This window comes from Methylobacterium sp. (assembly GCF_028290105.1).
Classification (GTDB): domain Bacteria; phylum Pseudomonadota; class Alphaproteobacteria; order Rhizobiales; family Beijerinckiaceae; genus Methylobacterium.
Window position 1 is genome coordinate 36020 of record NZ_JAQGKL010000154.1, and the last position, 23185, is coordinate 59204.

At 70.9% G+C, this 23185-nt stretch carries 24 protein-coding genes; 13 read left to right on the plus strand and 11 right to left on the minus strand.

Annotation, left to right across the window (positions count from 1 at the left end; all coding sequences use genetic code 11):
* The first annotated feature begins 34 nt into the window (after nucleotides 1-34).
* From JWQ05_RS11175 to JWQ05_RS11185, 3 genes are read left to right on the plus strand one after another with little or no spacing between them, the layout of a single operon-like run.
* Nucleotides 35-502 (plus strand): rhodanese-like domain-containing protein, encoded by a 468-nt coding sequence (locus JWQ05_RS11175; protein WP_299658516.1) that lies wholly within the window; start codon nucleotides 35-37, stop codon nucleotides 500-502.
* Between the two features lie 56 nt (nucleotides 503-558).
* Nucleotides 559-1695, plus strand: coding sequence for a lytic transglycosylase domain-containing protein (locus JWQ05_RS11180; protein WP_299658517.1), 1137 nt, complete (start codon nucleotides 559-561; stop codon nucleotides 1693-1695).
* On the plus strand, nucleotides 1692-3323 hold the full coding sequence (locus JWQ05_RS11185) for a DUF2336 domain-containing protein (RefSeq protein ID WP_299658518.1): 1632 nt from the start codon (nucleotides 1692-1694) through the stop codon (nucleotides 3321-3323). Before JWQ05_RS11180 ends, JWQ05_RS11185 begins: the two co-directional genes overlap by 4 nt.
* A 7-nt stretch (nucleotides 3324-3330) precedes the next feature.
* Here JWQ05_RS11185 and JWQ05_RS11190 read toward each other — a convergent pair whose 3' ends face one another.
* Nucleotides 3331-4101, minus strand: a complete 771-nt coding sequence (locus tag JWQ05_RS11190; RefSeq protein WP_299658519.1) for an NAD kinase — start codon at nucleotides 4099-4101, stop codon at nucleotides 3331-3333.
* 122 nt (nucleotides 4102-4223) lie between these two features.
* Between JWQ05_RS11190 and cutA the strand changes: the two genes are divergently transcribed.
* Complete coding sequence (cutA, locus tag JWQ05_RS11195) at nucleotides 4224-4568, plus strand: divalent-cation tolerance protein CutA (RefSeq protein WP_299658520.1); 345 nt, start codon at nucleotides 4224-4226, stop codon at nucleotides 4566-4568.
* Here cutA and JWQ05_RS11200 read toward each other — a convergent pair.
* The 9 genes from JWQ05_RS11200 to croR form a co-directional block, all read right to left on the minus strand.
* Complete coding sequence (locus tag JWQ05_RS11200; RefSeq protein ID WP_299658545.1) at nucleotides 4547-5677, minus strand: glycosyltransferase family 2 protein; 1131 nt, start codon at nucleotides 5675-5677, stop codon at nucleotides 4547-4549. The two genes, cutA and JWQ05_RS11200, sit on opposite strands and share 22 nt — an antisense overlap.
* On the minus strand, nucleotides 5677-6429 hold the full coding sequence (locus JWQ05_RS11205) for a lysophospholipid acyltransferase family protein (RefSeq protein ID WP_299658546.1): 753 nt from the start codon (nucleotides 6427-6429) through the stop codon (nucleotides 5677-5679). Before JWQ05_RS11205 ends, JWQ05_RS11200 begins: the two co-directional genes overlap by 1 nt.
* Before the next feature lie 59 nt (nucleotides 6430-6488).
* Complete coding sequence (gene crtI / locus JWQ05_RS11210) at nucleotides 6489-8015, minus strand: NAD(P)/FAD-dependent oxidoreductase (RefSeq protein ID WP_299658521.1); 1527 nt, start codon at nucleotides 8013-8015, stop codon at nucleotides 6489-6491.
* A 122-nt stretch (nucleotides 8016-8137) separates the two neighbouring features.
* Nucleotides 8138-9331, minus strand: coding sequence for an ABC transporter permease (locus tag JWQ05_RS11215; protein ID WP_299658522.1), 1194 nt, complete (start codon nucleotides 9329-9331; stop codon nucleotides 8138-8140).
* Entirely contained in the window at nucleotides 9328-10302 is a 975-nt protein-coding gene (locus JWQ05_RS11220) for an ABC transporter ATP-binding protein (RefSeq protein WP_299658523.1), read from the minus strand. Before JWQ05_RS11220 ends, JWQ05_RS11215 begins: the two co-directional genes overlap by 4 nt.
* Nucleotides 10303-10309: 7 nt before the next feature.
* Nucleotides 10310-10732 (minus strand): DUF2141 domain-containing protein, encoded by a 423-nt coding sequence (locus JWQ05_RS11225; protein ID WP_299658524.1) that lies wholly within the window; start codon nucleotides 10730-10732, stop codon nucleotides 10310-10312.
* Between the two features lie 5 nt (nucleotides 10733-10737).
* A complete protein-coding gene (gene crtI, locus JWQ05_RS11230) occupies nucleotides 10738-12330 on the minus strand; it encodes a phytoene desaturase family protein (protein WP_299658525.1) in 1593 nt (530 codons plus the stop codon).
* Nucleotides 12331-12499: 169 nt separating this feature from the next.
* On the minus strand, nucleotides 12500-13240 hold the full coding sequence (locus JWQ05_RS11235) for an RNA methyltransferase (protein WP_299658547.1): 741 nt from the start codon (nucleotides 13238-13240) through the stop codon (nucleotides 12500-12502).
* A gap of 85 nt (nucleotides 13241-13325) precedes the next feature.
* Complete coding sequence (gene croR, locus JWQ05_RS11240) at nucleotides 13326-13805, minus strand: 3-hydroxybutyryl-CoA dehydratase (RefSeq protein WP_299658526.1); 480 nt, start codon at nucleotides 13803-13805, stop codon at nucleotides 13326-13328.
* A 259-nt stretch (nucleotides 13806-14064) separates the two neighbouring features.
* On the opposite strand from croR, the gene JWQ05_RS11245 reads away from it, so the two are divergent.
* From JWQ05_RS11245 to JWQ05_RS11255, 3 genes are read left to right on the plus strand one after another with little or no spacing between them, the layout of a single operon-like run.
* Nucleotides 14065-14679, plus strand: coding sequence for a cation transporter (locus JWQ05_RS11245; RefSeq protein ID WP_299658527.1), 615 nt, complete (start codon nucleotides 14065-14067; stop codon nucleotides 14677-14679).
* A 33-nt stretch (nucleotides 14680-14712) separates the two neighbouring features.
* Complete coding sequence (locus JWQ05_RS11250; protein ID WP_299658528.1) at nucleotides 14713-15558, plus strand: metallophosphoesterase; 846 nt, start codon at nucleotides 14713-14715, stop codon at nucleotides 15556-15558.
* Nucleotides 15559-15612: 54 nt separating this feature from the next.
* Entirely contained in the window at nucleotides 15613-15834 is a 222-nt protein-coding gene (locus JWQ05_RS11255; RefSeq protein ID WP_055949561.1) for a hypothetical protein, read from the plus strand.
* Between the two features lie 24 nt (nucleotides 15835-15858).
* On the opposite strand, the gene JWQ05_RS11260 is transcribed toward JWQ05_RS11255, so the two are convergent.
* Complete coding sequence (locus tag JWQ05_RS11260) at nucleotides 15859-16236, minus strand: 4a-hydroxytetrahydrobiopterin dehydratase (RefSeq protein ID WP_299658529.1); 378 nt, start codon at nucleotides 16234-16236, stop codon at nucleotides 15859-15861.
* 239 nt (nucleotides 16237-16475) lie between these two features.
* Here JWQ05_RS11260 and JWQ05_RS11265 point away from each other — a divergent pair, with 239 nt between their 5' ends.
* The 6 genes from JWQ05_RS11265 (at nucleotide 16476) to xoxJ (ending at nucleotide 23094) form a co-directional block, all read left to right on the plus strand.
* On the plus strand, nucleotides 16476-17483 hold the full coding sequence (locus JWQ05_RS11265; protein WP_299658530.1) for an ABC transporter substrate-binding protein: 1008 nt from the start codon (nucleotides 16476-16478) through the stop codon (nucleotides 17481-17483).
* 43 nt (nucleotides 17484-17526) lie between these two features.
* Nucleotides 17527-18264, plus strand: coding sequence for an ABC transporter permease (locus tag JWQ05_RS11270; protein WP_299658531.1), 738 nt, complete (start codon nucleotides 17527-17529; stop codon nucleotides 18262-18264).
* On the plus strand, nucleotides 18245-19015 hold the full coding sequence (locus JWQ05_RS11275) for an ATP-binding cassette domain-containing protein (RefSeq protein WP_299658532.1): 771 nt from the start codon (nucleotides 18245-18247) through the stop codon (nucleotides 19013-19015). Before JWQ05_RS11270 ends, JWQ05_RS11275 begins: the two co-directional genes overlap by 20 nt.
* Nucleotides 19016-19696: 681 nt before the next feature.
* Complete coding sequence (gene xoxF1 / locus JWQ05_RS11280) at nucleotides 19697-21499, plus strand: lanthanide-dependent methanol dehydrogenase XoxF1 (RefSeq protein WP_299658533.1); 1803 nt, start codon at nucleotides 19697-19699, stop codon at nucleotides 21497-21499.
* Between the two features lie 135 nt (nucleotides 21500-21634).
* Nucleotides 21635-22240: a c-type cytochrome, methanol metabolism-related gene (locus tag JWQ05_RS11285; protein WP_299658534.1), complete on the plus strand. Its 606-nt coding sequence runs from the start codon at nucleotides 21635-21637 to the stop codon at nucleotides 22238-22240.
* Nucleotides 22240-23094 carry a rare earth element methanol dehydrogenase accessory protein XoxJ gene (xoxJ, locus tag JWQ05_RS11290; protein ID WP_299658535.1) on the plus strand — a complete coding sequence of 285 codons (855 nt, stop codon included), beginning with the start codon at nucleotides 22240-22242 and terminating at the stop codon, nucleotides 23092-23094. Before JWQ05_RS11285 ends, xoxJ begins: the two co-directional genes overlap by 1 nt.
* The last annotated feature ends 91 nt before the right edge of the window (nucleotides 23095-23185 follow it).

Consider the following 23185-nt stretch of genomic DNA (forward strand, 5'->3'; position numbering starts at 1 on the left):
GCCTCCTGTCCTCCACCAACCCGGAGACGCCAAGATGAGCCTCGTGAGCGCCGTTCCCGCCAGCCCGTCCGCGATCGCGCGCGAGCATTTCCGCCGCCGCCTGGGATTGGAGACCGACTGTGCCGAGGTGGCGGCGGCGCTGGAGGGCGGCCCCGTCGACTTCGTGCTGCTCCACGTGGCGGGCTCGCAGGCGGCGTTCGAGGCGCGCCACGTTCCCGGTGCGGTGTACCTGCCCCATCGCCTGATCACGGCCGAGCGCGTGGCCGCCTGGCCCGCGGATACGCTGTTCGTGGTCTATTGCGCCGGGCCGCATTGCAACGGCGCCGACCGGGCGGCTTTGCGGCTCGCCGAACTCGGACGGCCGGTGAAGCTCATGCTCGGGGGCCTCACGGGTTGGGCGGACGAGGGGCTGGCTTTCGCGCGAGGTGCCACGGTGCCGCCCATCGAATCCCACGATGAGCCGTGCGATTACGCCTGTTCTTTCAAGCTTTCTTTACCATAGCGGAGACAAATGTTGTCGGCGGGGCAGCACCGGATTCCGCCCCCAGCCGGACGGCCATGTTCCTCTTCACCACGCCCACCGCCAACCCCCGCGACACCGGCGCCAGCCGGGACGCGGGCACGCGCGATCCGGCGGGTGCGACCGGGCGGGCCGCCGGGTCGAACGGGGTCGTCCAGGCGATCCGCGACGGGGCGCAGACCTCGGGTGCCGGCTTCGACTATCTCCTCGCCACGGCCCAGCGCGAATCCTCCCTCGACCCTTCCGCCAAAGCCGGGACCTCCTCGGCCACCGGGCTGTTCCAATTCATCGAGCAGACCTGGCTCGGCACCATGAAGAATGCCGGCCCCCGGCTCGGCCTCTCGACCTATGCGGACGCGATCACCAAGGGGGCCGACGGCACCTACACGGTGAGCGACGCCGGCGCCCGGCAGACCATCCTCGACCTCCGGCGCGACCCGAAGATCGCCGCCACCATGGCGGGCGCGCTCACCGAGCGGAACCGCGAGACCCTGACGGCGGCCCTCGGGCGCGAGCCGACGGGCGGCGACCTCTACGCCGCCCACGTCCTCGGCGCGCGGGGCGCGGCGTCCCTGATCTCGACGGCGCAGGCGAGCCCGGCCCGGGCCGCCGCCCTCGACATGCCGGAGGCGGCCGCCGCCAACCGCGGCCTGTTCTACGACAGGTCCGGGCGCCCGCGCGGCGCGGCCGAGCTCTACGCGCATCTGGCGACCGCCCGCACGGGCGCACAGCCGGCCGCGTCCACCGCCACGATCGCGCTGCCCGAGGGCACCACCGCCTACGCCTCCCTCAACGAGGGGGGCCTGCGCTCGATGTTCCAGACCGACCCGCGCCAGCAGGGCGGCGTCTCCGCCGGCGTCGCGCGCCTGTGGCAGGCGCGCGGCCAGGATACGGGCAGGCAGGAGATGAGCGGGCAGCCGGCAGGCAACCCGCAGGCGAGCCGCAGCGCCCCGACCTATTTCCCGCGCTCGGACGGCACCGACACCGCCCCGGCACCGACCGTGGCGACCGGCACCGATCCCGCCCCCGCCGCCACGATCCCGGCTCCCGGCGCCGCCCTGGTCGGCGCGCCGCTGCCGCCGCGCCGGCCGGCGGAATTCGGTGCCTCGGGCCAGGCGCCCCGGCCGGGCGCGCCCCTCGACCTGTCCCTCTTCACGATCCGGAGCGGCTCATGATCATCCGCCAGTTCCTCGCCTGGACGCAGCACAGCTCCGCCGCGCGCCGGGCGGAGGCGGCGGGCGCCCTGGCCCGCGCCTACCTCTACGACGGCCTTTCGGACGACATCGCCTGGGAAGCGGAGGCCACCCTCCTCGCGCTCCTCGACGATCCCTCGAGCCTCGTGCGGCGGGCCCTGGCGGAGGCCTGTGCCGGCTGCGCCACGGCACCGCGCACGCTGATCGTCGGGCTCGCCGGCGACCAGGCCGAGATCGCCGCCATCGTCCTCGCCCGCTCGCCGGTCCTCGGCGACGCGGACCTCGTGGACGGCGTCGCCATCGGGTGCCTCACCGTCCGCCTCGCCATCGCCCGGCGGCCGAACCTGTCGCCCGCCGTCGCCGGAGCCCTGGCGGAGATCGGCGAGGCCGAGGCCCTGGTGGCGCTCGCCCGCAACCGCGGCGCCCAGATCACCACCGGCAGCCTGATGCGCATGGTCGAGCGCCACGGCGACGCGGCCCGCCTGCGCGAGGCGGTCCTCGCCCGGCCCGACCTGCCCCTCGAGGTGCGCCAGAGCGTGACGACGCGGCTCGCCGAATCGCTCTCGGCCTTCGCGGTGTCCTCGGGCTGGCTCACCCCGGCGCGCAGCGAGCGCGCCAGCCGCGAGGCGCAGGAGCGCGCGACCCTCGCCTTCAGCGCCGACGCGCACCCCGTCGACCTCGCCCGCCTAGTGGCCCACCTGAAGGCCTGCGGCCAGCTGAATGCCGGCCTGCTCCTGCGCGCCATCCTGTCGGGCCAGATGGCCTTCGCGGAAACGGCGCTGGCCGACCTCGCGGGCCTGCCCGCGCGGCGGGTGGCGGGGCTGATGCAGGATGCGCCCGCCGCCGCCTTCGCCGCCCTCCACCGCAAGGCCGGCTTGCCGCCCGTGCTGCTCCCGGCCTTCACCGCCGCCCTGTCGGCGTGGCGCGAGGCCAGCCAGGGCGGCATCGCCAGGACCGGGGCCGGCCTGTCCCGCCTGATGATCGAGCGGGCCCTGACCGCCTGCGAGGCCATGCCGTTCGCCGAGGCGCAAGGGGTGATGGCGCTGCTCGCCCGCTTCGAGGCCGAGGCCGCCCGCGAGGAGGCGCGCGTGATCGCCCGCGAACTCGCGGCGGAGGCCGAAGAGGCCGAGACCCTGCGCCTTCAGAACGAGATCCTCGACGGCGAGTGGCGCGAGGCCCAGCGCCTCATCACCCAGACCTTCGAGACCGCTTCAGCGCCGGACCTGATGCCGGAAGCCACGCCGGCCCCCGAGGCGACCCCGGAGGTGGAAGCCCAGCAGGCGCCGGAGATCACGCCGGTCTTCGAGGTCGCGGCGGTCATGGAAGTCCCGTCGCCTCCGGACATCGCCCAGGCTCCGAACGTGCTGGACCCGCCCGACGCCGCTCAGGTCCGAGAGATCGCGCAGGTCCGAGAGATCGCACAGGGCGAGGACGCGGCCCGCACCGATCCGGTCGGCCTCATCCTGGACGCGCTCCCCGACGCGATCCTGGCCGCGTTCCAGGGCGGCCGCGAGCGGACGCGCGCCGTGGCCGTCGAGGTCGTGCTCGATGCGATCCCCGAGGCCCTGATCGCCAGCTACCGCGACGACCGGGCGCGGATCGCCGCCTGAACCGCTCTCAGCCGAACTGCTCGCGGAGGATGCGCTCGTCGAGGCTGTGGCCGGGGTCGTGCAGCAGGGTCAGGTTGGTGGCGTGGTCGAGCCAGGTCTCCACCGTGCAGACGCGCCGGAACTCCGTGTGGTCGGCCACCGCCGCCACGGGGCGGTGCTCGGCGTCGAGCACCTCGATCAGGATGCGGGCGAAGTCGGGCAGCAGCGCGCCGCGCCAGCGACGGGGCCGGAAGGCCGAAATGGGCGTGAGCGCCAGCAGGCGGGCGTTGAGGGGCAGGATCGGCCCGCCCACCGAGAGGTTGTAGGCGGTGGAGCCGGCGGGCGTCGCCGCGAGCACGCCGTCGGCGATGAGTTCCGGCAGCCGGACATGCCCGTCGACCGAGATCCGCAGCTTGGCGGTCTGATGGGTCTGGCGCAGCATGTAGACTTCGTTGAGCGCTCGCGCCTCGTGCCGGCGCCCCTCGGTGTCCACCGCCGTCATCATCAGCGGGTGGATGATGCTGCGCTTGGTGTTCTCCAGGCGCTCGATCAGCCCTTCCTCGCGAAACTCGTTCATGAGAAAGCCGACGGTGCCCCGGTTCATGCCGTAGATCGGCGTGCCGGCATGCATGAAGCGGTGCAGGGTCTGGAGCATGAGGCCGTCGCCGCCCAACGCCACGACCACGTCGGCCTCGTCGGGCGGCACGTGGTCGTAGCGCCGCATCAGGGTGTCGGCGGCCTGCCGGGCGTCCGGCGTGGGACTCGCGACGAAGGCAAGCCGTTCGAAACGCCGCGCCATGGGCTCACATCCGCCTTGCCGAACACCTTGCCCGCGCGAAGCCTTCGCGCCAGCGTCTCCCACCCGGTTCCGTCGGCACGCGCGCCGCCGGAACGTCCGGGCCCTGGTCGGAGACCCATAGCATGGAGCGCGCGCTTCTCGTCTACACCACCTTCCCGGATGCCAGCACCGCCCTGGATGTGGGAGAGGAACTGGTGCGCCTGCGGCTCGCGGCCTGCGTCAACGTCCTGCCCGGGATGCAATCCGTCTACGCCTGGAAGGGCGTGGTGGAGCGGGGCACGGAGGTGGTGGCGATCCTGAAGAGCCGGGAGGGTCTCGTCGAGGCGCTCGGCGCCGCCCTGAAGGCGCGCCACCCCTACGAGACGCCGATCATCCTGCATCTCCCCACCGCCGGCGCCGACCCCGACACGGTCGCCTGGATCCTGGCGGAGACGACGCCCGACCCTCAGGAGGGACCGATCGGGTAGCTGCGCCCCTTCCACAGGGGCGTCCCGGCGCCCTTGCGCCGCAGGAGCGCGCCCCACTGGATCGCCAGCGCCACCAGCACGGCCAGGGGGTGCAGGGGGATCGTGACCGCCGGCTCGCGGGTGACGAGGGTGATCGCGGCCCGCGTCGCCAGGGAGACCAGGGCCGCCGCGAAGGCCACGAACGTGGCCGGGCCCGAGCCGAACCCGCAAAGGGCGAGCCCGAGGAGCGCCCAAGGCAACACATGTCCGCCGGCCAGCAGCAGGGTCCAGACCGGGAGGGCGCGGGGGGTCGCCATGCCCTCGTGGGCGTTCTTCGAGAAACCCGCCCAGCTCTGCGCGAAGCCCCGGTACATCCGGCAGGTGGCGAGCGCGTGCGCCGCCACGAGGTCGGTGCGGTGGCCGGCCCGGCGGAACCGGCGCGGCAGCGCGACGCCGTCGTGCAGGCTGGCGCGCAACGCCCCGTGGCCGCCGATCTCCCGGTAGGCCTCGCGCGCCACCAGGACGAGCTGCCCGCAGGCGGCGCCGAGGCTCGGGCGAAGGGACGCCCGCATCATCGCCATCGGCAGGTAGCCGACGAGCAGGAAGTTGATCATCGGCACCGTCAGGCGCTCGCCGAGCGAGCCCATGACTTGGCGCGGCACGCCGCTGACGAGGGCCGACTCGGTGCGCCGGGCATGGGCGGCGAGGGCGGCGGCGGCGGCGGGTGCCAGGGTCACGTCAGCGTCGACGAAGAGGAGATGCGTGCCCTGCGCGGCCTCGGCGAGCCGCGCGCAGGCGTGGTTCTTTCCCGTCCAGCCCTCTGGCAGGGGCGGGATGGGGACGAGGCGCAGACGCGGGTCCCCGGCCGCGAGGCCCGAGACGATCGCGGCGGTGTCGTCGGTGGACTGGTCGTCGCCCACCAGCACCTCGACCGACGCGCCCTGGCTCGCCAGGGCCGCCCGCACGGTCGCTTCGATGATCGCGGCCTCGTTGCGGGCCGGGATCAGGATCGAGACCCGGGCGCGGACGTCGAGGTCGGGCTCGGGGGTACGCAGCAGGGAGAGGTTCACCCAGGCGATCAGGCCGGACAGACCCGCGCAGACCAGTGCCAGGATCGCGAGGGCGAGCATCACGGAACCGGGTCTCCCTTCTGTCGGTGGGCCGGTTCGAAGCGCCGGCCGCCCAGGATGGCGCGCAGGCGGCGCCAGAGATCGTAGACCCCGCCGACCCCTTTCGCACCGGAGGCGAGCGGCGTGAAGCGCTCCGCCTCGCGCGACACCACGTCGGCGCTCAACGCATCGAGGGTGGCGGTGAGGTCCGCCTCCATGCGGGCCAGGCGCTCGGGCCGCGACAGGGCCAGCAGCGCGGTGCCCGGGACCGGCGTGCCGAACGCCGCGAAGGCCTCGCCGCCGCGCTCATCCCAGAACGCGTATTCCAGCGCCAGCGGCACGAACAGGGCGTCGGGGGCGATTTCGGGCAGGCGTCCGATGCCGGCGCGCAGGCCGAGTGGCCGGGCGCGCACATCGGCGAAGCGCCCCTGCGCGGTGATCCAGATCATCCGGTCCGGCGCGGCGAGGATGCGCCGCGAGGCCCGAAGGAACTGCGCGGCGCCCCGGGCCGAATCGAGATCGACCGCGAAGGCGCCCATGCGGGCGAAGACCGCGTATTTCGCCAGCATCCGCGCGTCGAAGGGCGCGTGGCTCTCGCGGCGGGGAAACAGCCGCCCGGCGAGCAGGATGACGATCGCGGCGTCCCACCAGGCCGGATGGTTGCAATAGACCACGATGGGACCGGGGTGGTCGGCGCAGGTCGGCACGCCCCAGCGGGCGAGCCGCAGGGCGTTGAGGTGGCGGCGCACGTACCGGTCGAAATACACGACCATGAACCGCCACAGGGCGGGCGAGCGGGCGGGTCCCTCCTCACGCGTCACGGAAGGAACCCTCAGGCGCTGGCACGGACCTCGGCGCGGGCGTCAGTGTCGAGGGCGTCGGCCGCGATCCAGCCCGACATCATCACCATCGGCATGCCGGGACCGGGATGGGCGGCGCCGCCGGCCAGATACAGGCCACGCACCTGCCGGGAGCGGTTGCCGGGCTTGAAGGCGCCCATGAACTTGCCGTGCGAGGCGAGGCCGTAGATGGCGCCGTTGAGCACCTTGTAGCGCTCGTGGATGTCCTGCGGCGTCAGGTGGCGCTCGACGACGATGCGCTCCTCGAGGTCGGGCATGTTGGCCGTGCGCTTGAGCTTGTCGAGGATGACCTGCCGGTAGGCCGGGAACATCTTCGACCAGTCGTGGTGCGGCCTGAGATAGGGCGTGTGCACGAGGACGTAGAGCGCCTCGCCGCCTTCGGGCGCCACGGACGGATCGGTGGAGGAGGGGGCCGCGAGGTAGGCCGTCGGGTCCGGAGCCGGCTCGCCCTTGTGGTAGATGTAGTCGAACTCCTCTTCCGGGTCGCGGGAGAAGACGAAGTCGTGGTGGTTCAGGTGCTCGTAGCGCTTGTTCAGCCCGAGATAGAGCACCACGCCGGAACAGGCCGGCTCGAAGCTCTTCTTCTCATAGGACTTGCCGACGGCGCCCCCGACGAGTTCGCGGTAGGTGCGCACCGAATCCATGTTGGAGATGACGGCGTCGAACGGCGTGATGCCGGAGGCCGTCTTCACGCCCTTGACCGCGCCGCCCTCGATGGAAAGGCCGGTGACCTCGTCGCCGGGCCGCAGGGTGGCGCCGAGTTCGGAGGCCAGCTTGGTGAGCGCCTCGGCCACCGCGCGGGTGCCGCCCATCGGATACCAGACCCCCTCCGCCGTCTGCATGTGCGCGATGGCGCAGAGCACGGCCGGCGCGCCGTAGGGCGAGGAGCCGACATATTGCACGAAGTGGTCGAGCATCTGCGCGAGGCGCGCGTCCTTGACCTTCGAACGGATGGTGCCGGCCACCGACGACCCCATGCGCAGGGAGAGCACGTCGCGGAGCGTCCCCGGGTTCATGTTGGCGCGGATGTTGATCGTGTCGAACAGGTCCTCGACCGGCTTCCAGAAGAAGAACTTGTTCGAGACGTCGTGCAGGTGCTCGGAGATCTCGAGGAACTTCTTGTAGCCCTCGCCGGCCCCGGTGCCGGGGGCGAAGCGCTCCATGTCGGCGGCCATGGTGGGCACGTCGGCCATGAGGTCGAGATGGGTGTTGTCGTCGAAGAAGCAGCGCCATTGCGGATCGAGGCGGCGCAGATCCAGGTAGTCGTGAATGTCGCGCCCGGCCTCCTGGAAGATCCGCTCCAGCACCTTCGGCACGGTGAGGATGGTCGGGCCCATGTCGAAGCGGAACCCGCCCTCGTGCAGGACCGCCGCCTTGCCGCCGAGCCAATCGTTCTTGTCGTAGAGCGTGACCGTGTGGCCGCGCGCGGCGCTCACGCAGGCCGCCGCGAGGCCGCCCAACCCTGCGCCGACGACGGCGACCGAAGACCCAGCCCGCATGTTCGTGTCACTCCCCGGGCTCGTTCGAAAGCCCTTAGCTGTCATGAAGCTAGACCGGATAGGCGCGCGGTCAACGCGCTAACCCGTCGCGGCGCAGACTTTCGTCGTCCCTGTCCCGATCGTCAGACGGCCCGCCGCGACACCAGCCCCAGCGCGGCCCCGAGCCCGGCCATCGCCACCAGCCCCATCACGCCCCAGGCGGGCAGGGCCGCCGCCCAGCCCTCGCTCAGGGCGTTCTGGTAGCCCTCGATGGCCCAGGCGTTGGGGGTGAGCCAGCCGGCCTCCTGCAGCCAGGGCGGCATCAGGAAGCGGGGCACCATGCTGCCACCCACCGCCGAGAGCAGGAGCACGCCGAAGGTGGCGGCCAGATGCGCCTGCTGGCGGGTGGCGGAGGCCGCGCAGGCGGCGAGCGCCAGGCCCGCCGCCATGGCGGAGACGAGGAGCGAGGTCAGCAGCCAGGCCGCCCAATGCGGCCGGATGTCGACGCCGTGCAGGAGGGCGGCGGCGGTGAAGATCAGGCCGGCCTGGACGAGGCCCTGGCCCACCAGGAACAGGAACTTGCCGAGCACCACCACGCCGAGCCCGCCCGGCCCCGCCATCAGCCGGTCGGCGAGGCCGGATTGGCGCTCGTCGACCAGGGAGAGGGCGCCCTGCATGGCGGCAAACAGCAGGAACACCGCGGTGATGGCCCCGGCATAGTAGCTGACGCGGTCGTTGGTGAGCCCGGAGGCGGTGCTGCGCCGCTCCACCAGGGACGCGAAGGCGAAGGGCTCCTTGCGGGCGCGCTGCTCGGCGAACGCGTCGTTGAGGAAGGCGCGCTCGTCCGGGCCGATCTTGCCCGAGCGCTCCACGTCGGCGACGATCCGGGCCAGGACCACGTCGGGCAGGGCCTCGTTGAGGACGCGCTGGAGCTGGCCCAGCGCGATCGGCGTCGCCAGGGCCTTGGCGGGGTTCTCGACGAGCACCACCGGCTGGCCGGCGCCCGTCGATCCCGCGTCGAGGTCGCCGCGCAGAACCAGGGCGACATCGACCTCGCCGCGCCGCACCGCCGCGACGGCCCCGTCGAGGTCGGCCGCCGCGAGGTGCCCGACGCGCAAGGACGGGTCGGCTTCGAGCGCCTGCATCAGGCGCTGCGTCGTTGGGGTCCGCGCCAGATCGAGGAGGCCGAGATGGATGCGGATGCGCTCGCCGAGCGCCCCCGAGAAGATCGCCGCGAAGATCACGAAGATCACGGTCGGCAGCACGAAGGCCATGACCAGGGCGGCGCGGTCGCGCACCAGCCCCAGCAGCATCACGCGGATAGCGGCCGAGATCATGACGCGACGCTCCGGTCCTCGAGCCCGGCCTCTCCCTCCGCGAGGGCCGCGCGATAGACCGCCTCCAGGCCAGGCGCGCGGATGCGGATCTCCGCGACGGGCACGCCCGCGCTCCGGAGGGCTTCGAGCAGGGCGGCGCCGTCACGCTGGGGGCCGGCCAGCCGGCTCGCGCGCCAGGTAGAGCCGGTATCCACCGGCTGGAAGCCGGTCCGGCGCAGGTGCGCCCCTGCCGCCGCGTCGGCGGGCTCGGCGAGGGCCACTTCGTGCTCGGGGGCGTCGGCGCGGATGCGGGCGAGGAGTTCGGACAGGCGCCCTTCCGCGACGATGCGGCCCCGCGCCAGGATCGCGACGCGGTCGGCGAGGCGTTCGGCCTCGGCGAAATCGTGGGTGGCGACGAGGAGGGCGGTGCCGGCCTCGCGCAGGCGGCCGAGCACGGCGTGGATCGCCGCGCGGGCGTGGAGATCCACCCCTTGCGTCGGCTCGTCGAGGAGCACGAGGCGCGGGTGCGCCATCAGGCTGGCGGCGATGTTGACGCGGCGCTGGTAGCCGCCGGAGAGCAGGCCCACCGGACGCGTCGCCACGTCCGCCAGGGCGCAGAGGTCGAGGCCGGTGGCGACGGCGCCCGCCCGCTCGCGCCGCGCGACCCCGGCCAGTTGCGCGAAGACGGACAGGTTCTCGGCCACGGAGAGCCGGGGATAGAGGGCGATCTCCTGCGGCACCCAGCCGATGGCCCGGCGCGCGGAGCGGGCGCGATGGGGATCGTCGCCGTCGATGCGGACATGGCCGGCGCCCGGCGCCAGCCGGCCGGCGACGAGGCGCATCAGGGAGGTCTTACCCGCACCGTTGGGGCCGAGCAGGGCCAGGGTCTCGCCGGCGCCGAGGACGAGGTCGACGCCCTCCAGCACCCGGGTGCCGCGATAGGCGAGGGCGGCGCCGGCCACCCGCAGGAGCGGCTCGGGGCGGGCGTTCACGGCGCGCTCAGCGGCGGGGCAGGGCGCGCGACAGGCGGACCCGCACGCCGGCGCCCGGCTCGCGCACGCCAAAGCGCGCGCGGGCGAAATCCGGGCGGGCCGAGCGGGCCGCGTCCCCGGAGAAGCCGTAGGGTTCGAGGGGCAGGCCGAGGCCGGTCCGGTCGAGGCGCCCGTTGCCGTTCGTGTCCTGGTAAGCGATCGCCGCGTAGGTGCCGGGCACCACGTCCGCGAAGACGAAGCGCTGGGTGGGGCCACGCGGCGCGGCCTGCTGCCCGTTCCGGCACTCGGCCTCGGTCAGCCCGTCCTGGCACAGGGCCACGAAGACGAGGCCGCCCGCCTCGATGCCCTCGACCTCCACCGCCACGCTGGCGGCTCGCACGTGGCCAGGGCCGAGGAGACAGAAGGCGAGGAGGGCGGGGGCGAAGGCCACGCGCCTCAAGTGGCGTCGCCCGAGGCGGCGAGCGGTGCGGTGGTGGGGATGCCGGCGCTCGTCGCCGCGACGCGCCCGGCGGAGAGCTCCTCGATCAGGAGGCGGGCGGTGATGCGCGCGCCCTCGTAGATCACCGGCAGGCCTGAGCCCGGATGGGTGCCGCCGCCGACGAGATAGAGGCCCGGCCCGAAGCGGTTGTGCGGCCGGAAGTAGAGCATCTGCATCAGGTCGTGGGCGAGGTTGAAGGTGGCGCCCTCGTGCACGAAGAAGTCGTCGCGCCACTCGGTCGGATCGACGATGCGCTCGTAGCGGATGCGCGATTCGATGTCGTCGAGGCCGAGCAGCTTCAGGCGGTCGAGGACGAGCTGGCGATAGGTGGCGCGCAGGGCCTTCCAGTCGATGTCCGCCTTCAGGTTCGGCACCGGCACCAGCACGTAGAGGCTGGTCTGGCCGGGGGGAGCCATGCCGCCATCGGTGAAGCCCGCATGCTGCACGTAGAGCGAGGGCTGCATCGGCAGGATGCCGTCGGTGATCTCGCGGATGTTGCGCGCGTAATCCTCGGACAGCAGGATGGTGTGGTGGCCGAGCGCCTCCGGCATCGGCCCGTCGAGGCCGAGATACAGCATGAAGGTCGAGCAGGAGAGGCGCGCCTTGTCGATCTTGGCATCGCGCCAGCGCGGCCGGTGCCGTTGGGGCACGAGGTCCTGGATCACCTTGGCGAAGTCGCCGTTGATGACCACCGCGTCGGCGGGGATCGTCTCGCCGTTGCAGATCACGCCGCTGGCGCGCTTGCCCTCGAACAGCACCCGCTCGACGCCGGCCCCGAGGCGGACATCGACGCCCATCCGGCGGGCCAGGCCCGCCATCGCTTCCGAGACGGCGCCGCAGCCGCCGACCGGGTGATAGACCCCGTGCTCGTATTCGAGGAACGACAGGATCGTGAACAGGCTCGGGCAGCGGAACGGCGACATGCCGAGATACTTGGTTTGGAACGCGAAGGCGAGGCGGACGCGGGGATCCTTGAAGTAGCGCTGCAGATCCTTGTCGACGCTGCGCCCCGGATGAAGATGGGGCAGGGCGGCGATCATGGCGGGCGAGGCCATGGCGCGCAGGGTGTGGAAGGCCTGCTCCAGCACCGGCTTGAAGAACTTCAGCTTGACCCGGTTGTCGGCGAAGAACTTGCGGACGTTCTTGGCGTCCTCGGGGGCGATGCGCGCCACCTCGGCCTCGAGCCGGTCCATGTCGTTGGTGGCGCGGATCTCGCCCGAGATCCCGTCCTTCCCCTCGAACACGAGGTGGTATTGCGGATCGAGGCGTTCGAGCTTGACGTGGTCCTCGAGGCGCTCGCCGCAGGTCTCGAAGATGTCCGCGAGAATCTGGGGATAGAGGAAGAAGGTCGGCCCGATGTCGAAGCGGTAGCCGCCGGGGGCCTCCACGGTCTTGGTGCGCCCACCCACCGCCGGATCCTTCTCCAGCAGCGTGACGTGGACCCCGGCGCGGGCCAGGAGAAGCGCGGTGGCAAGGCCGCCGGGACCGGCACCGACGATGATGACCCGGCGTCCGGACAGGGTCCGCAGGCCGTCCCGTGACTGCAACAACGCTCGCGACTCCTTCGTCAGTGCCCTCATCCCGAAGCGCATGTGGCGCGGAACGCTGGTCCGTCCAGGCCTCGGGGCCCGTGCGCGTAATCTTGACCGTAGCGGCGCGGGCGACAATGGGGGCGCAATGTCGCGCGTATTGCGGGACCGCGCGGAAACGTGCCGCGCATCAGCGGGAAGCCGCGAGGTGGTGCAACGCGATGGCGCCCGCGGTCGCGACGTTGAGGGAATCGAAATCCGGCGCCATCGGGATGCGCAGGGTGCGCAGGCGCGCCATCAGGGCGGGCGCGAGGCCTGGGCCCTCGGTCCCGAGGATGAGCAGGGTCCGGGACGGGGCGCTGAGGGCGGAGAGCGTCTCGGCGCCGCTCGGACTCAGCGCCAGGGGGACCAGTTCGTGGCGGGCCGCATGGGCCAGGATCGCGTCGGCATCCGCGAGACGCCGGAACGGCACCGTCAGCGCCGCGCCGGCCGAGACCCGGATCGCCTTGCGGTAGAGCGGGTCGCAGGTGGCCGCGTCGAGGAGCACCGCGTCGGCCCCGAAGGCGGCGGCGTTGCGAAACAGGCCCCCGACATTGTCGTGGTTGGTCAGGCCGACGAGGCCGACCACGAGGGCCGGCCCGGGGGCGGCGGGCAAATCCGGCTCCGTCTCGGCACCGCGCAGGCCGACGGCGAGGACGCCGCGATGGATCGGAAAGCCGGTGATCGCGCTCATCACCGGCTTCGACGCGCAGAAGACCGGCACGTCGGCGGGCAGCCGGGCGAGGGGTTCGCTCAAAGCGTCCAGGCGCTCCGGCGCGAGCAGGACCGATTGGAGGCCGAACCGGGCCCGGCCCGAGAGCATGACACGCAGGGTGACCTCGCCCTCGACGATGAACCGCCCTTCGCGCCCGACGAGGTCGCGCTCGCGCATCGCCGTGTAGGGCGCGAGGCGCGGGTCCGCCGGGTCGTCGATGGGAACCGCCGAGAACGTCACCAGGGGGATCGCGAAGGGGGCGTCAGGGGGTCGCCGGACGTCCACCCATGCGCACCGCGAGGGGATCGGCCTCGGCCTTGGTCGGCACCTTCACCAGGGCCTCGCCGTCGAGCACGACCTCCCCGGCCACGGAGCAGGTGCATTTGAGGCGCGCGCGGCGGCGCTCGGGGACCAGCTCGGCCACCTCGACGGTGACCTCGACCGTGTCGCCGATGCGCACGGGCGCGCGGAAGTTCAGGGTCTGGCTGATGTAGACCGCGCCCGGGCCGGGCAGCCGGGTGCCGAGCACCGCCGAGATCAGGCCGGCGGTGTAGAGGCCGTGGGCGATGCGGGTGCCGAAGGGGGTGCGCGCCGCGAAATGCTCGGAGAGGTGGATCGGGTTGCGGTCGCCGGTGATCTCGGCAAAGCCCACCACGTCGGAGGAGGCGATGACCTTGTTCAGCGTCTCGGACAGGCCGACTTCGAGATCCTCGAAGTACAGGACGCGCAGTTCGGGCATCATGGGCGGCTTCCCTCCGACGTCGGGCGTTGATTTCGGTTCGTCGCACGCGACATTTCGCGCGGCTGGCCTTCCGCCTCGCACAGGCAGCGGGTCAAATCCAGTATCGGCGCCCTGAAAAGCACAAGGGCGCAAGGCGGGAGTGCGTGAGGCGGGCCTCGACAGCCGGCCGCCTCCCGCGCCAAGGAGATCGCCACCGCGCGGCGTGATTCCCGATGCCGCGCGGACGTTCCGCCCGAACCAAGGTCGAGCCGTACCCCCCGTGTCCACCACCCCCTCTGCCACCCTGCGCCCGGTGGTCGCCCGCGTCGCCGGGCTGAACCTGGCCTATTTCGGCATCGAGATCAGCGTCGCCCTGGCGATCGGCTCGCTGGCGCTCATCGCCGACAGCCTCGACTTCCTCGAGGACGCGGCCATCAACCTGCTGATCTTCGCCGGGATCGGCTGGAGCGTGCGCAACCGGGCCCGCCTCGGGGGCGTGCTGGCCCTCATCCTGCTGCTGCCGGCCCTCGCCACCGCCTACGCGGCCTGGGCCAAGTTCGCCACGATGGCGGCGCCGGCCCCGATTCCTCTCACGCTCACGGGACTGGGGGCGCTGGCCGTCAACCTCACCTGCGCGATGATGCTGGCCCGCCATCGCGCGGGCGGCGGCAGCCTGACCCGGGCGGCCTACCTGTCCGCCCGCAACGACGCCTTCGCCAACCTCGCCATCATCGCCGCCGGCATCGCCACCGCCCTGACCCTGTCCGCCTGGCCCGACCTCATCGCGGCGGCCGGTATCGCCATCCTCAACGCGGATTCGGCGGGGGACATCCTGCGGGCGGCCCGGGCGGAGTGGCGCGCGGCCAAGGCCCTGCCCGAGCCCCCCACGCCTTAAGCGAATTTCCGTCAGCGACTTCGAGCGGCATCCATGCGCCTGTTCCCGATCTCCGACCTCCACCTGGAACGCCGTCGCCTCGACGTCATCCCGCGCCCGACGGAGGCCTTCGACGTGCTGGTCTGCCCCGGCGACCTGCACGAGGGCCGGCCCGAATCCGGCCTCGCGGCGCTGCTGGCCCTGGCGCAGGGGCGTCCGATCGTGCTGGTGCCGGGCAATCACGAGCATTACGCCCCCACCGGAGACGGGCGCACCGCCCCCGAACTCCTCGCCGCCCTGGAGACGGAGGTCTCGCGGCTGAACGGGGCGGGGGCGGCGATCCACCTGCTCCAGAGGGGTTCGGCCATCGTGCTCGATGGCGTGCGCTTCGTCGGCACCACCCTGTGGAGCGACTGGTCCCTGGCCGGGCGCTGGCTCGACGGGACGGTGCCCGACGCTCCGGAAGACCCCGTCGCCTATGCGGCCGCGCGGATGACCGACCCGGTCACCGGCTCGCGCGAATTCCGGGGCTCGATCCGCAACGGGGACGGCACGGTCTGGTCGCCCGCCGACGCGATGGCGGCCCATGCGCGGGAGCGGGCCGGCCTGATCGCCGCCCTGTCGCGGCCCCATGACGGCCCGACCGTCTGCGTCACGCACCATCCGGCGAGCCCGCGCGCGGCGGACGCGTTCCGCCACGCCCCCGGCGTGCCCTGGTGGCTGCCGGCCTTCTATGCGACCACGGTGCTGGAGGACCTGCCCGACGCGGCCCGGCCGGACCTCTGGGTCTCGGGGCACTTCCACGCGGGACACGACCTGCGGGTCGGCCGCACCCGCTGGGTCGCCAACCCGGTGGAGGGGCGGGACTTCTCGGCCGATCACATTCTCACGATCGATTGAGACCGGAGCCGAGCGGGCCGCGTACATGTCCTGAAGTCTTGCCGGAGATCCTTCATGAACGCCTTCATCGCCGTCGTCCTCGTCTGCGCCAACGGCATCCCGATCGAGGCCTGCACCGACGACAAGGCGAGCGAAGTCCGCAAGGTCCGCGTCGCCAACGAACTCGGCTGCACCAACGGCTGGCAGGAGATCATCGCCCGCACGGACCTGCGCGACGAGGTCGGCAAGACGAGCTACCTCAAGACCGAATGCCGCCGGGTGAAGCAGGCGGACTGACCGGCCGGTATCGGCCTCGCCCCGCTACTTCTCATACTTGATGTAGGCGAATCGCGGATCGGTGGGGGTGCCCTCCAGCGCGCCGCCCTCCGCGCCGGGCTGCCAGCCGACCACCTCCTCGATCTTGGAGGCGAGCGCGAAGTCCTTCTCGGTAACGCCCTTGGCCGCGTGGTTGGTCAGGCGCACCTCGACCCAGGCATAGGACGCGGTGATGTCCGGGTGGTGCCAGGCGGCCTCCGCCAGGTGCCCCACCGTGTTGATGACCATCAGCGTGCCCTTCCAGCCGGCCGTCTTGTAGGTGCGCTTGATCCAGCCCTCCTCCAGGCGCCAGGCCGGTAGGTCCTGCGCCAACCGCGCCGTAATGGTGGCGTCGTCGAGCACGTCGTCGCGTGTGCCGGCCATGATCGTCATCCTCCCCGAAAGTGCGCTGAAGCGTGCGCCGGGTTCCGGGCCCGTGCAAGCGGGCCTGACCTTTGCAAGCCACCCAAGCGGCAGCGACCATCAGCCACCCGCCCCACGCGACGCCTTGCCGAATCGTCCTGTGGACGCCCCAGGCCCGACCTCCTATGAAGGGGTCCAACCGACGCCGGCCTTCACGGGGCGATCCGAGCGTCCGACGTCGAATCCAGGGAGTGTGCCCCATGCTGTCACGGCGCGGATTGCTCGCGACGGCGGCACTGTTGCCCCTGCCCGGATTGTCTCTGTCCTTGGGTCTGGCACGGCCGGCACGGGCGGCGGCCCCGACGATCCGGGTCGGCAGCCTGCCCTTCGGCACGGTCTCTTGGGAGGCGGCCGTGATCAAGGCGCGCGGCCTCGACACCGCCAACGGCTTCACCCTCGACGTCGTCAAGCTCGCCGGCAACGATGCGGCGCGGATCGCCTTCCTCGGCGCCCAGGTCGACACCATCGTTGGCGACCTGCTCTGGGCGGCGCGCCTCGGCAACGAGGGCCGCGCGATCCGCTTCTTTCCCTACTCCACCACCGAAGGATCGCTGATGGTGCCGGGCGACAGCCCGATCCGGACCCTGGCCGACCTCAAGGGCAAGCGCCTCGGCGTCGCCGGAGGCCCCCTCGACAAGAACTGGCTTCTCCTGAAGGCGCAGGCCCGGGACGCCGCCGGCATCGACCTCGAGACCCAGGCGACCCTCGCCTTCGGGGCACCGCCGCTCCTGGCGCTCAAGCTCGAGCAGGGCGAACTCGATGCCGGGCTCCTGTACTGGACCTACTGCGCCCGCCTGGAGCCCAAGGGCTTCCGCCGGCTGATCGGCTCGGACGACATCATGCGCGCCTTCGGCGCCACCGGCTCGATGGCGCTGATCGGCTACCTCCTCGACGCCGAGACCCTGCGGGACAAGCCCGAGGCGGTGGCGGGCTTCGCCCGCGCCTCCAAGGCCGCCAAGGAGGCGCTCGCCAACGACGCCTCCGCCTGGGACGTGGTGCGCCCGCTGATGGCAGTCGAGGACGAAGCGACCTTCCTGGCCCTGAAGCGCGACTTCCTGGCCGGCATCCCGCGCCGTCCGCTCGCCAGCGAGCGCGGCGACGGCGAGAAGCTGTTCGCCGTCATGGCCCGGCTCGGGGGCGAACGCCTCGTCGGGGCGGGCTCCACGCTGCCGCCGGGCCTCTACTTCGACGGCAGCGGAAATGGCTGAAGCGCAGCCGCGCTCGCACGCGCCGTCCTTGACGCCCTGAACCATGGGCTTTGCCACCCGTCTCGTCTCGGTGCTGGTGCTGCTCGCCGGCTGGCAGGTCGCGGCCTCGGCCGCCGGCTCCCGGCTGCTGCCGGCGCCCCTGGCGATCCTCGGCTTCATCGCGCGGGAATCCGCGACCGGCGATCTGTGGTGGAATGTCGGGATCACGCTGACGCGGGTCGGCATCTCCTTTCTCCTGGCGATGACCCTCGGCGTGCTGCTCGGCATCGCGCTCGGGCGCTCGCGCCGGCTCAACCTCGTCCTCGACACGCCGCTCCTCATCCTCCTGAACACGCCGGCCCTGGTGATCACGGTGCTGGCCTACATCTGGGTCGGGCTGAACGAGGCGGCGGCGATCGTCGCCGTGGTGCTGAACAAGCTGCCGAACGTGGCGGTGATCCTGCGCGAAGGGGCGCGCGGCCTCGATCCGCAGCTGGAGGAGATGGCCCGCACCTACCGCTTCGACCGCCGCACCTGGATCGCGCACGTGCTGGTGCCGCAATTGCAGCCCTTCGCGGTGGCGGCGGCGCGCTCGGGCCTGTCGCTCGCCTGGAAAATCGTGCTGGTGATCGAGCTGCTCGGGCGCCCGAACGGGGTCGGCTTCGCCATCAACTACTACTTCGTCCAGAGCCTGAACGTGGCGGCGATTCTCGGCTACAGCCTCGTCTTCATGAGCGTCATGATCGCCATCGACATCCTCATCCTGCAGCGGCTCGAGGCCTATGTCCGACGCTGGCGCTGAGGGACGGGTCCGGCCGGAGCCCGAGGGCGCCGCCCTCCGGGTCGAGATCGCCCGCAAGGTCTACGGCGCCGGCGGCCCGGAGCCGGTGGAGGCCGTGCGCGGCCTCGCCTTCTCGGTGATCGCGGGCGAGATCACCTGCCTGATCGGCCCCTCGGGGGCGGGCAAGACCACGACCCTGCGCATCCTCCTCGGCCTCGACCCGGATTACGAGGGCCGGGTCTCGCCCCATCCGGACGAGGCCGGGATCGCGATGGCGTTCCAGGAACCGCGCCTGCTACCCTGGCGGACGGTGGAGCAGAATGTCCGCCTGGCGCTGCCGCGCGGTGCCCGCGGGCAGGACCTCGACGCCCTGTTCGGGTCCCTCGGGCTTTCGCCGTGGCGGTCCCGCTATCCCGGGGCGCTCTCCCTCGGGATGGCGCGCCGGGTCTCGCTCGCCCGGGCGCTCGCGCAGAAGCCGCGCATCCTCATCCTCGACGAGCCGTTCGTGTCGCTGGACGACACTTCGGCGGCGTCCCTGCGGGGCCTCGTCGTGGACGCCGTGGCGCGGACCGGCATGGGCGTCCTCATGGTGACCCACAACGTGGCGGAGGCCATCGAGATCGCCGACCGGCTGCTCCTCGTCTCGGGGCGCCCCGCGAGCCTGCTCGGTACGATTCCCCTCGAGGTTTCGCGCGGCGAACGGGACCGGGCCTGGATCGAGGCGCAGAGAGCCGCGCTCGCCGTGCGATTCCCCAGCGTCATCGCGGGCTGATTCTCTCAAGAACTCGCCGCATCGGCCCCACCGCGCGGCCTCGCCGCCGCGGCCACGGCACCGGACGCCGGTCACGGATGCGGCCAGAGCGCGCATGAGGACACGGTGTTTCGGGACAATTCGGAAAGGCGACGGCACCTTCCCGGATCCATGCCCGACGAACCAATCCTGAACTATCGTGCCGAACGAGCCGCGTGTTTGGGCGGCCTTCTGGAATACCAAATGCTGCGGATGATCGAGGCCTCGACGAGGACATGCCATACCCGGCCAAGCTCCACCACCATGCAGCGAGCGCATGAAGAACGGCAAAAGATGATGAAAAGACTTTGCCTTAGCCAAAGGCTATATTGCACCGCAGCATCTTATGGTGCGCGGCACGATCCAAGCTCCGCCACCGTGGATCGCTCACGAGGACTTGTGCGTAGGCCGGCAAGACGGTGCGCAAGCGAGTTGACGCCGCCGGAATTTTTCTTAGAGTTCGTTCAAGCTTCGGTTTCGAGGGGCGCCGCAAAGGGATAGCGGCCCCTGACCGTAAAGGCCTCCAGATCTCATTCGTGTGATCCTTGAGGCTTTCACGTCCGCTACCGAGGCGAACCTGTCCCTGTCGCAAACAGTCAGATCACGGCGTGATCTCACGGGTTCTCCGTGGGATGGCGGCTGGAAGATCTGTCGGAGGAATCCATGAGAGCGGTACATCTTCTCGCACTCGGCGCCGGCTTGGTCGCTTCGACCTCGGCCTTCGCAAACGAGGACGTCCTGAAGCGCACGGCCAACCCGGCCGAGCAGGTCCTTCAGACCGTCGACTATGCCAACACGCGCTATTCCAAGCTCGACCAGATCAACGCCAGCAACGTCAAGCAGCTCCAGGTGGCCTGGACCTTCTCGACCGGCGTGCTGCGCGGCCACGAGGGCTCCCCGCTCGTCGTCGGCAACATGATGTACGTGCACACCCCCTTCCCGAACATCGTTTACGCCCTCGATCTCGACAAGGACGGCGTGATCGTCTGGAAGTACGAGCCCAAGCAGGACCCGAGCGTCATCCCGGTGATGTGCTGTGACACGGTCAACCGTGGTCTCGCCTACGCCGACGGCGCCATCATCCTGCACCAGGCCGACACCACCGTCGTCTCGCTCGACGCGAAGTCCGGCAAGGTGAACTGGTCCGTCGTCAACGGCGACCCCAAGAAGGGTGAGACCAACACCGCCACCGTTCTTCCGGTGAAGGACAAGATCATCGTCGGCATCTCCGGCGGCGAGTTCGGCGTGCAGTGCCACGTCACCGCCTACGACGCCAAGTCGGGCAAGAAGGTGTGGCGCGGCTACTCCATCGGCACCGACGAGCAGATGATCATGGACCCCGAGAAGACGACGTCTCTCGGCAAGCCTGTCGGCAAGGACTCCTCGCTGAAGACCTGGGAAGGCGATCAGTGGAAGACCGGCGGCGGCTGCACCTGGGGCTGGTTCTCCTACGATCCCAAGCTCGACCTGATGTACTACGGCTCGGGCAACCCCTCGACCTGGAACCCCAAGCAGCGTCCGGGCGACAACAAGTGGTCCATGACCATCTGGGCGCGCAACCCCGACACGGGCGCCGCCAAGTGGGTCTACCAGATGACCCCGCACGACGAGTGGGATTACGACGGCATCAACGAGATGATCCTCACGGATCAGAAGGTTGACGGCAAGGATCGTCCGCTCCTCACCCACTTCGACCGTAACGGCTTCGGCTACACCCTCGACCGTTCCAACGGCGAGCTCCTGGTCGCCGAGAAGTTCGATCCGGTGGTGAACTGGGCCTCCAAGGTCGACATGGACAAGGGCTCGAAGACCTACGGTCGTCCGCTCGTCCAGGCCAAGTACTCCACCGAGCAGAACGGTGAGGATACCAACTCCAAGGGTATCTGCCCCGCCGCTCTCGGCACCAAGGATCAGCAGCCTGCGGCGTTCTCGCCGAAGACCAATCTGTTCTACGTGCCCACCAACCACGTCTGCATGGACTACGAGCCGTTCCGGGTCTCCTACACCCCGGGTCAGCCCTACGTCGGCGCGACGCTGGCCATGTACCCGGCCCCCAACAGCCACGGCGGCATGGGTAACTTCATCGCCTGGGACGGCGTCGCTGGTAAGATCAAGTGGTCGAACCAGGAGCAGTTCTCGGTGTGGTCGGGCGCCCTCGCCACCGCCGGTGACGTGGTGTTCTACGGCACCCTCGAAGGCTACCTGAAGGCTGTCGACGCCAAGACGGGTAAGGAACTCTACAAGTTCAAGACCCCGTCGGGCATCATCGGCAACGTGATGACCTACAGCCACAAGGGCAAGCAGTTCGTCGGCATCCTGTCGGGTGTCGGTGGCTGGGCCGGCATCGGCCTCGCGGCCGGCCTGACCGACCCGAACGCCGGTCTCGGCGCAGTGGGTGGTTACGCCGCCCTCTCGAACTACACCAACCTCGGTGGTCAGCTGACCGTCTTCTCGCTGCCGAACTAATCGGTCGCACGGTACAGTAGGCAATAGGGTGCCGGCGCGGGTTTCCGCGCCGGCACCTTTATGATTAGGATCGCTAGAACAACACGCGAAACACGCGGCTGGTAGGCCGACGTGGTGTTCCTGGGAGAAACGTCGTTGCACACCATCAGCAAAGCCGCCATCCGTCCGCTCGTGGCGGCCCTCGCCCTTGCCACCGTCTCGACCCTCGCCGTCCAGGCCCAAGACGCCAAGAAGGCTGACCCGGCACTGGCCAATCAACTCGATCCGAACGCGCCCGATAAGGACGCCAAGCTGGTCGACAAGTTCGCGGCCGTGAAGGTCGAGGACGGCAAGTATCAGGACGGCGACGGCCATCCGACCTTCCACATCACCAACGACGGCAAGAAGTTCGACTGGTACGCCTATTCGGGCTACCGCCGCTATCACGCCGAGTGCCACGTCTGTCACGGCCCCGACGCCATGGGCTCGACCTACGCGCCGGCCCTGAAGGACTCGCTCAAGACGATCGGCTACGAGGAGTTCATCGGCATCCTCGCCGGCGGCAAGCGTGACTCGCAGGCTGGCCAGGAGCGCGTGATGCCGGCCTTCGGCGACAACAAGAACGTCATGTGCTACGCGGACGACCTCTACGTCTACCTGAAGGCCCGCGCCTCCGGTGCCATGCCCCGCGTGCGCCCGACCGACAAGGAAGAGAAGCCCGAGGCCGCCAAGACGGCCGAGAAGGAGTGCCTGGGCGGCTGATGACCCGCTCACGCATTTCGAGAGGTTTCGCGCTCGCGCTCCTGCTGATCTCGGCAGGGGCGCGACCTGCGTTCGCGCAGTCGCTTCCGGACCTCGTGACCACGGACACGCTGCGCGTCTGCGGCGATCCGGGCAACATGCCGTTCTCCCAGCGCAAGGAAGACGGCTTCGAGAACAGAATCGCGGCGATCATCGCCGACGAACTCAAGGTGAAGATCCGCTATTACTGGCTGACGCAGGGTCCGGGCTTCGTCCGCAACACCCTCGGCACCGGCCTGTGCGACATCATCATCGGATCGGCCGCCGGCGGTGATCTCGTCCAGCATTCCAATCCCTACTATCGTTCCGCCTACACGCTGGTGACCCGCACCGGGGAACTCGACGGGGTGACGCGTCTCGACGACCCGAAGCTGAAGGGCAAGTCCATCGGCGTCATCGGCGGCACGCCTCCGGTCAACCGGATGGGTGAACTCGGTCTCGTCAGCGCGATGAAGGCCTATGCGCCCTACCAGCTCGATCCGGCCCGCAAGCACCAGACCATCGCGGCCGAGGTGATCGCGGACCTGGCCGAGAAGCGCATCGACGCCGCGATCCTGTGGGGGCCCGCCGCCGGATGGCTTGCCAAGCAGAGCGGAGTACCGATGACGGTCGTGCCGCTGCTGCAGGAGCCGGACCGGCCGCCGCTCACCTTCCGCATCGCGCTCGGCGTGCGTTTGGAGGAGAACGACTGGAAGCGGACCCTCAATACGATCCTGCGCAAGCGCCGCGCGGATATCGAGAAGGTCCTGCGCGACTACGACGTTCCGCTGCTGGAGGAAGAGGGCAGCAAGCTCCTCGAGGCCCCGTCCCCCTGACCCGGCGACGACGCACCCGAATTAATGACCGCGATGGCGGCGGTGGACCTGTTCCATCGCCGCCATCGTCGTTTCGGGCCTGCGAACCGTC

Excerpts from the sequence above, each read along its gene's own strand:
- JWQ05_RS11275 (WP_299658532.1), top strand. The coding sequence starts at position 18,245 with ATGTCCGACGCTGGCGCTGAGGGACGGGTCCGGCCGGAGCCCGAGGGC.
- JWQ05_RS11270 (WP_299658531.1), top strand. The coding sequence starts at position 17,527 with ATGGGCTTTGCCACCCGTCTCGTCTCGGTGCTGGTGCTGCTCGCCGGC.
- JWQ05_RS11215 (WP_299658522.1), bottom strand. The coding sequence starts at position 9,331 with ATGATCTCGGCCGCTATCCGCGTGATGCTGCTGGGGCTGGTGCGCGAC.
- JWQ05_RS11200 (WP_299658545.1), bottom strand. The coding sequence starts at position 5,677 with ATGCTCGCCCTCGCGATCCTGGCACTGGTCTGCGCGGGTCTGTCCGGC.
- JWQ05_RS11180 (WP_299658517.1), top strand. The coding sequence starts at position 559 with ATGTTCCTCTTCACCACGCCCACCGCCAACCCCCGCGACACCGGCGCC.
- crtI (WP_299658521.1), bottom strand. The coding sequence starts at position 8,015 with ATGCGGGCTGGGTCTTCGGTCGCCGTCGTCGGCGCAGGGTTGGGCGGC.
- JWQ05_RS11255 (WP_055949561.1), top strand. The coding sequence starts at position 15,613 with ATGAACGCCTTCATCGCCGTCGTCCTCGTCTGCGCCAACGGCATCCCG.
- xoxJ (WP_299658535.1), top strand. The coding sequence starts at position 22,240 with ATGACCCGCTCACGCATTTCGAGAGGTTTCGCGCTCGCGCTCCTGCTG.
- JWQ05_RS11265 (WP_299658530.1), top strand. The coding sequence starts at position 16,476 with ATGCTGTCACGGCGCGGATTGCTCGCGACGGCGGCACTGTTGCCCCTG.
- JWQ05_RS11190 (WP_299658519.1), bottom strand. The coding sequence starts at position 4,101 with ATGGCGCGGCGTTTCGAACGGCTTGCCTTCGTCGCGAGTCCCACGCCG.
- xoxF1 (WP_299658533.1), top strand. The coding sequence starts at position 19,697 with ATGAGAGCGGTACATCTTCTCGCACTCGGCGCCGGCTTGGTCGCTTCG.
- cutA (WP_299658520.1), top strand. The coding sequence starts at position 4,224 with ATGGAGCGCGCGCTTCTCGTCTACACCACCTTCCCGGATGCCAGCACC.
- JWQ05_RS11205 (WP_299658546.1), bottom strand. The coding sequence starts at position 6,429 with ATGGTCGTGTATTTCGACCGGTACGTGCGCCGCCACCTCAACGCCCTG.
- JWQ05_RS11260 (WP_299658529.1), bottom strand. The coding sequence starts at position 16,236 with ATGGCCGGCACACGCGACGACGTGCTCGACGACGCCACCATTACGGCG.
- JWQ05_RS11175 (WP_299658516.1), top strand. The coding sequence starts at position 35 with ATGAGCCTCGTGAGCGCCGTTCCCGCCAGCCCGTCCGCGATCGCGCGC.
- JWQ05_RS11235 (WP_299658547.1), bottom strand. The coding sequence starts at position 13,240 with ATGCGCGAGCGCGACCTCGTCGGGCGCGAAGGGCGGTTCATCGTCGAG.
- JWQ05_RS11185 (WP_299658518.1), top strand. The coding sequence starts at position 1,692 with ATGATCATCCGCCAGTTCCTCGCCTGGACGCAGCACAGCTCCGCCGCG.
- croR (WP_299658526.1), bottom strand. The coding sequence starts at position 13,805 with ATGATGCCCGAACTGCGCGTCCTGTACTTCGAGGATCTCGAAGTCGGC.
- JWQ05_RS11250 (WP_299658528.1), top strand. The coding sequence starts at position 14,713 with ATGCGCCTGTTCCCGATCTCCGACCTCCACCTGGAACGCCGTCGCCTC.